This is a genomic window from Calditrichota bacterium, from assembly GCA_013152715.1.
Taxonomy (GTDB): Bacteria; Zhuqueibacterota; Zhuqueibacteria; order Thermofontimicrobiales; family Thermofontimicrobiaceae; genus 4484-87.
The window spans coordinates 1-5,552 of the sequence record JAADFU010000081.1; the positions used below are offsets into that span (position 1 = coordinate 1).

The 5,552-nt window shown below is 44.4% G+C and carries 5 protein-coding genes; 1 reads left to right on the forward strand and 4 read right to left on the reverse strand.

What is annotated here, in order from left to right:
* The 4 genes from GXO74_06305 to GXO74_06320 form a co-directional block, all read right to left on the reverse strand.
* Positions 1 to 884: inositol phosphorylceramide synthase (locus tag GXO74_06305; GenBank protein ID NOZ61275.1), on the reverse strand; the 884-nt coding region annotated here is incomplete at its 3' end.
* Between the two features lie 43 nt (positions 885 to 927).
* Positions 928 to 2,625, reverse strand: a complete 1,698-nt coding sequence (locus tag GXO74_06310; protein NOZ61276.1) for a hypothetical protein — start codon at positions 2,623 to 2,625, stop codon at positions 928 to 930.
* A 140-nt stretch (positions 2,626 to 2,765) separates the two neighbouring features.
* A complete protein-coding gene (locus GXO74_06315; protein ID NOZ61277.1) occupies positions 2,766 to 2,987 on the reverse strand; it encodes a hypothetical protein in 222 nt (73 codons plus the stop codon).
* 129 nt (positions 2,988 to 3,116) lie between these two features.
* Entirely contained in the window at positions 3,117 to 4,142 is a 1,026-nt protein-coding gene (locus GXO74_06320) for a YARHG domain-containing protein (protein ID NOZ61278.1), read from the reverse strand.
* 452 nt (positions 4,143 to 4,594) lie between these two features.
* Here GXO74_06320 and GXO74_06325 point away from each other — a divergent pair, with 452 nt between their 5' ends.
* Positions 4,595 to 5,128, forward strand: coding sequence for a hypothetical protein (locus GXO74_06325; protein ID NOZ61279.1), 534 nt, complete (start codon positions 4,595 to 4,597; stop codon positions 5,126 to 5,128).
* The last annotated feature ends 424 nt before the right edge of the window (positions 5,129 to 5,552 follow it).

Below are 5,552 nucleotides of genomic sequence, written 5' to 3' on the forward strand. Positions count from 1 at the left end.
TTTTTCCACCAATCTTCCAACTTAGGCCCGATCCAGAAGGTGAAAATTCCCAGCGCCAGTCCGGCAATCAAATCAATCACGTAATGATGCCGCAAATAAATGGTAGAAATAATCAGCATGATGACCATGGGAATCAGCACCCAGAACAGCCATTTTACGTAGCGATAGGCGAAAAACAGCGAGACGAAACTGATGGCGCAGTGCAGCGACGGAAATGCCCCGCGGCTGTCCTGAGCGGAAACTTCGATGGCGTGCTTGATCGGTTCCAGAAGCTGGCCGTGGAGCGAAACCGTAAACATCGGTTTGAGCACGATGCGCGGCGGCGCCGCCGGAAAAATTATGAATAAAAAATAGCCGATGTAGTACGTGATGATTGTGGTCAACATGACGTAGCGAAACGGCTGATAACGTTTTTGCAAATAGAGCACGAGCACGACGATGATGTTGATCACGAAATAATTGGCGTAAGCCAGAATGAAAATGTCCGTGAGAACCGGATGAATAAATTTTTGCGCCCAGACACAAGGCTGCACGCCGAACATCCACTGGTCGATTTGAATCAAAATGTGCTGCACATCGGCGGCGTTGGCGAAATGCACCGTGTCGTGCAAATTTGTGTAAATGGCAATGCAAAAACCGAACGGTAGCCAATCGCGGAAAAAACGCCATTCTGGTTTGTATTTTACCAACAGCAGAAAAAGCAAAAACACCACCACGGTGATCCAGATGCGATCCATGCCGCCCTGGATGCGGCGCGGTACTTTCCCTTGAATTGAAAAAAAGTAATAGGCTCGTGTTGTCAGAAATACCATCGGTATAAAGAACAAAATCGCGATAAATTCTTCCAATCGCAACGAAAAAACGCGGTTCAGAACAGTTTTCATTCTCTCTTCAATCTCCGGTCCGGTCTCATTTATTAATTTTGTTTCATGGTGCTGGAAAGACGTCTCCGTACAAATTATAAGAAAATTGATTGGTGGACAACTCAGATAGCGTCACAGATCCGTTCAGGTAAATGCCATACGTGGCGCTGAAGCCGATGTAGCAATTTCTGATAATCGGCGCGACTTGATCGCAATAGATCATGCCGGGCAAAACCTGATTGCTGCCTCCGTACAAAATATGGCAGTTTATCAGTTGGCAATTGGCTGCGTTCGCATTTGGCGAAAAATAGATTTGCCGCCAACTGCCGTGAGACTGTTGCTGCCCGGAAAAAACAATCGCCTGCTGACTGCCGTCGGCGATGAGTCCGCCCTGACTGCCAATGTCGAATTCCGCGTCATGATGCATGATGAGGTTTGTTCCCGCTTCAATAGTGAGCGTCGCATTTTCGACGCGAATGGCGCTGACGATTTCGTACGACGTGTTTGTGTTTTTCCAGTAGGCATTTGACTGAATGAGTCCCTCAATTGTTCCGCCGCGAACGATAATATTGTTGTTTCCTGACGAACCGTAAAATTGTGGCGACAATTTGTCAACTGCACCAGCCTGAAGACAAATAGCTCCGTTCTGGTTGTTGTCAAAAAAATTATTGGCAAATTCTCCGGCGATGTTTTTCGAAGCGAAATAAATACCACTGCTCTCGCTGTCGATTATCTTGCAGCCGAAAATGTCTACGCCGCTGTTTTTTACGACGATATTAGCAGGAAAATCTCCGCCGACGCCAGCTTTTTCAATGGTGCAATTGGCAATTTTCGAGTCGGTAGCATTGGCGTTTTCTTCGAAAATAATTCCCTGCCAGCCGGAACTGTCGCGCGCAGTGAAAATGATCTGTTCAAGGCTGCCGTCTGCGGTTACGCTGGCAAAGTTACGCACGCGAAAACTCTGTCCGGCTTCGAATTGCAGTGTGGACCCGGGTGCTAATGTCAGATGCGCATTTTCCAGCAGCGCCCCCTGGGAAAAACAGTAGGGAATGTCCTGCGGGTACCAGACCACGTCTTCGCTGATTCTGCCATTTCCGATGCGGATGACATTGTCGGTGTTGTTGGCGTAAGTGTTTGTGCCGAGAGCGGCGACATTAGCGGCGTCGATCAGCACGGGCGCGCCGTTGCAATTTTGGATTGTATTTTCGAAAAAAGAGGCTTGGCGGCAGTCACCCAAAAAAATCACACCATTACTCGCGCCGTCGGTGATTGTGCAATGGGCGATGAGCGGGTCGCTGTTATCGCAAATAATTGTCGCCTGTAGAAGAGAATCACCGCCGCCGAATTTGAAATGACAGCGGATGAGCTGGCTGCTATCGGCAAAACTGTTGGGTGAAAAACGAATGAATTTCCAGAATCCGGGCGTCTCTTGAGTTCCAGAAAAAACAATCGGTTCGTCGCTGCCGTCGGCGATAATTTTTGCGCTGTCGCCGATGGTGAGCGATGCCCCGGCTTCGAATAAAATTGTGGCGCCGGCTTCAATCGTCAGGGTGGCGTTTTTCACTGAAACGTCCGCCTTGATCGTGCGCACATCGCGGGAAAACCAGACTTCGTCATTGGTGATGTCGTTCACCACGTCGAATGTGGCATTCTGCGGCGCAGCTTTGGGCTCAATTGGCGTTGGTTTGGTGCAGCTTGTCAAAAAAAATGAGGAACTCCAAAATCCGCAGACAAGCACTGTTAAAATTAATTTTCGCGCCATGATTTGCCACCTCCTTTAGCGCCTTTTTCTTTTAAAAGAAAAATAGCAGGTAAAGTAAAAAACAAATTATGTTAAATTGTCGAAAGAAGCTAATTACGCTCATTAATCGTCAATTACCAGTTATTAATCACGATTATCGGCTAAAAGCCGGTTTTAGGCCTTCTTTTGCCGAATTGAACGGCGCAGGGCGCATTTTTCGTGACCAACTGTCCCAAAAGATCGCACCACAGGGCAGCAAAAGTCCGGCAGCTCTGACTGCCATCGACAGCGTCTTCTTTGGGAAAAGATGCGTGTTCACAGCGCAAATCACAAAACTTTATTTTTGATGTGGTGACTCCGGCGTTTTTGCTTTTATTTTCCATATTGGTCTCTAAAAAGTTTATTTCTTGCACAATGAGCAAGAAAATATTTTAATTATTCTTTTAATTTTTCATTTTTAATTGCAGCGTGTCTGCGTTAGGTCCCCTCATTGAAAAATTTTTGCGATGAGGCTAATTGCCTTTTTTCCCAAATCCATACAGCAATTTGATATTTTCCGAATCCCATTCAGTCAGATACCACACATGAAAATTTTCGTCGGGCTTGTACCACGGCTGTTTGCTGAAATAGAGCTTCAGCAGCGGATGCGAGAAAATTTTCCCGTATTTGGCAGGAAAAGCGTTTTTCAGCAGCCAGCGTTTCGTTTTGGACATGGTGGCGATTTCCGTTTCCGTGAGCGGCTCCAATTCCACATCCGGCGGCGTGTAAAATCCGAACGGTTCAGTGAATTCGTATTTCTTTCTCACTAAGCGTTCCGGCGCGCGTTTGTCGCGCGGTACGATGCTCAGCCAGTTTTTCGCCAGATAAGTTTCGAACACAATGGAGTCAGGGTAAAGCGCCCAAAACGACGCCAAACTGACCGGAAGTTTGAAGTCATTTTCCGGTCTGAGCTCGTAATCCTGTTTCAGCCAGTCCATTGATTCTGTGTACCACGATTGTTTGTTTTTCGGATTAAATTTAATGGGCGGCTTTTTGACGATGAAATTGAAAGTGATGTGAACGGTCTTTTTTTCTTCCGGGGAAAAATTCAAAGCGAACACATTGACAAATCCGACGCCGGAACCGTCGTCCATTGTCCATTCGATGCCGGTGGTTTTGACAAAATTTGTACATTTGAGCAAAGATTGGATTTTTTTAATCGGCTCCCCGTCTGCGAAAACTTTGAAGTTCTGAAAGGCATCGCACACAAGGTCTTTGTCCACCATGCGCTCATCAAATCCGGCCGGGAAAGCAATGGTTTGTGTGACCGGATGCGCGGTATTATTGAGCAATGTGGCGCGATACGTGGCAAGCCAAATACCGAGCGGGTGATGGTACAACTCAAGTTTTTCAAATGAAAGTGAAATTTTATCGCTTGAGACAAGCGTGACAGCGCTGTCTCCGTTCATTTCCACGGGCGCAATTAATGCAATCGCCGATCCCCGGAGCAGGAAGCTAATCGCTAACCAAAAAATAATGTAAGCGGTAATTTTTTTCATTGGTGATCTCTTGTCTTTTCCTGACTTTTTGTCAGCCTGAATATCATTTTCATAAACGTGATTAAGTCGGTCAAGTTCCACTTTTAAGGTCTTATACGGAAAGAATCCTATTGTTAATTTGCAACTTTTTAACGTGGCGAAATCGGTTTTGCTTACAATATTGTAACCGCCCGGCGAAAATGAGAAATTGTCACAAAATTATAAAAAAGATTTTGCATGATAATTTATGAAAAACAAATACATTACAAGTATGAATAGGGAGAAGGTCAAGAATTTTAACTATAAGAATTAAATTTCTGCTCCTAAAAAGGGAGCGCGATAATGTTAAGAAATTCAAACAATTAAACTTACTTTTCTGGCATGGCGTTTGCAAAATCAGCGCCGTTGGATGAAAACTGACACCCCCATTAAGTCACTAATCTCCGCAATCTGAAAACCGGAGGATTGTTGTGATGAGAATAAATTTTAGATTCAAAAGGCCAGAGGTTCTGCCCGTCGGCGCAGCCATCTCCCTCGGAAGCAACCGAGCAAGCCACCAATTCCGCCAACTCATTGACCAGCTCTCAAAAGAGTCCATTGAAATTATCCAACTCCGAAAATCAATCCAGAGAAAAAATAAACTAATTTGTCAATTTAAAAATTTTTTTCATCACTACGAGACTTTTTTCCGTGAGGAAATATCTCTTTTCCAATTGCAACGAACGAAGATAATTCTCATTAATCAGACGTATTTGCAACTCGAAAAGTTCATAAAAGATATTGACAATCAATTGAACAATTGGATAGAAATTTCCCCGAATCAAGTATCATCGTCGGCGACGGTTCCCCTCAAACGGATTCTGCTTCGCTTTCTCCACCAAAAAGATTTTTACCATCAGCAGATGGAGCGAAAGCTGAAAAATATCGATGAAACAATTCGCCAGAAACAGCAACTTCTCGATGAATTGAGGCAAGAGATCAGCGAAATTTTGGAACAGACAAAATAAACCCTTCCCTTAAATTTGATTCAAAAACCAGCCTCGTGCCAAAAAACTTTTTATTCCGCTGCACATTCTTTCTTAAATATAGAACTTTTCAATAAGATAAGCAACAAAAAAAGTAACTATTCAGCTTGAGTCGGCTATTTATCATTTTGTAAGCTGCTGAAGCATGATGTTTGTTCAAAAAAACGATTGTACTAGGTCCACGATTCATCGTGTGGTGTTTATAAATCGACCTGGTAAGCGAAGTAGCCGCTTCAGCGGGCTCATACCTGAATAATTACCAAAAAATCCCTCTCTTTAAAATTAAGCGTTAAAGGGTAGATTTTTGGAAATTGCCCGAAATTTGGTAAACTGTGCCCCACTTTTGCAGTGGGGTACACGTGGGATAAAAAAATTAGAAGAAATCTATGGCTGGTGAACTTTTTCA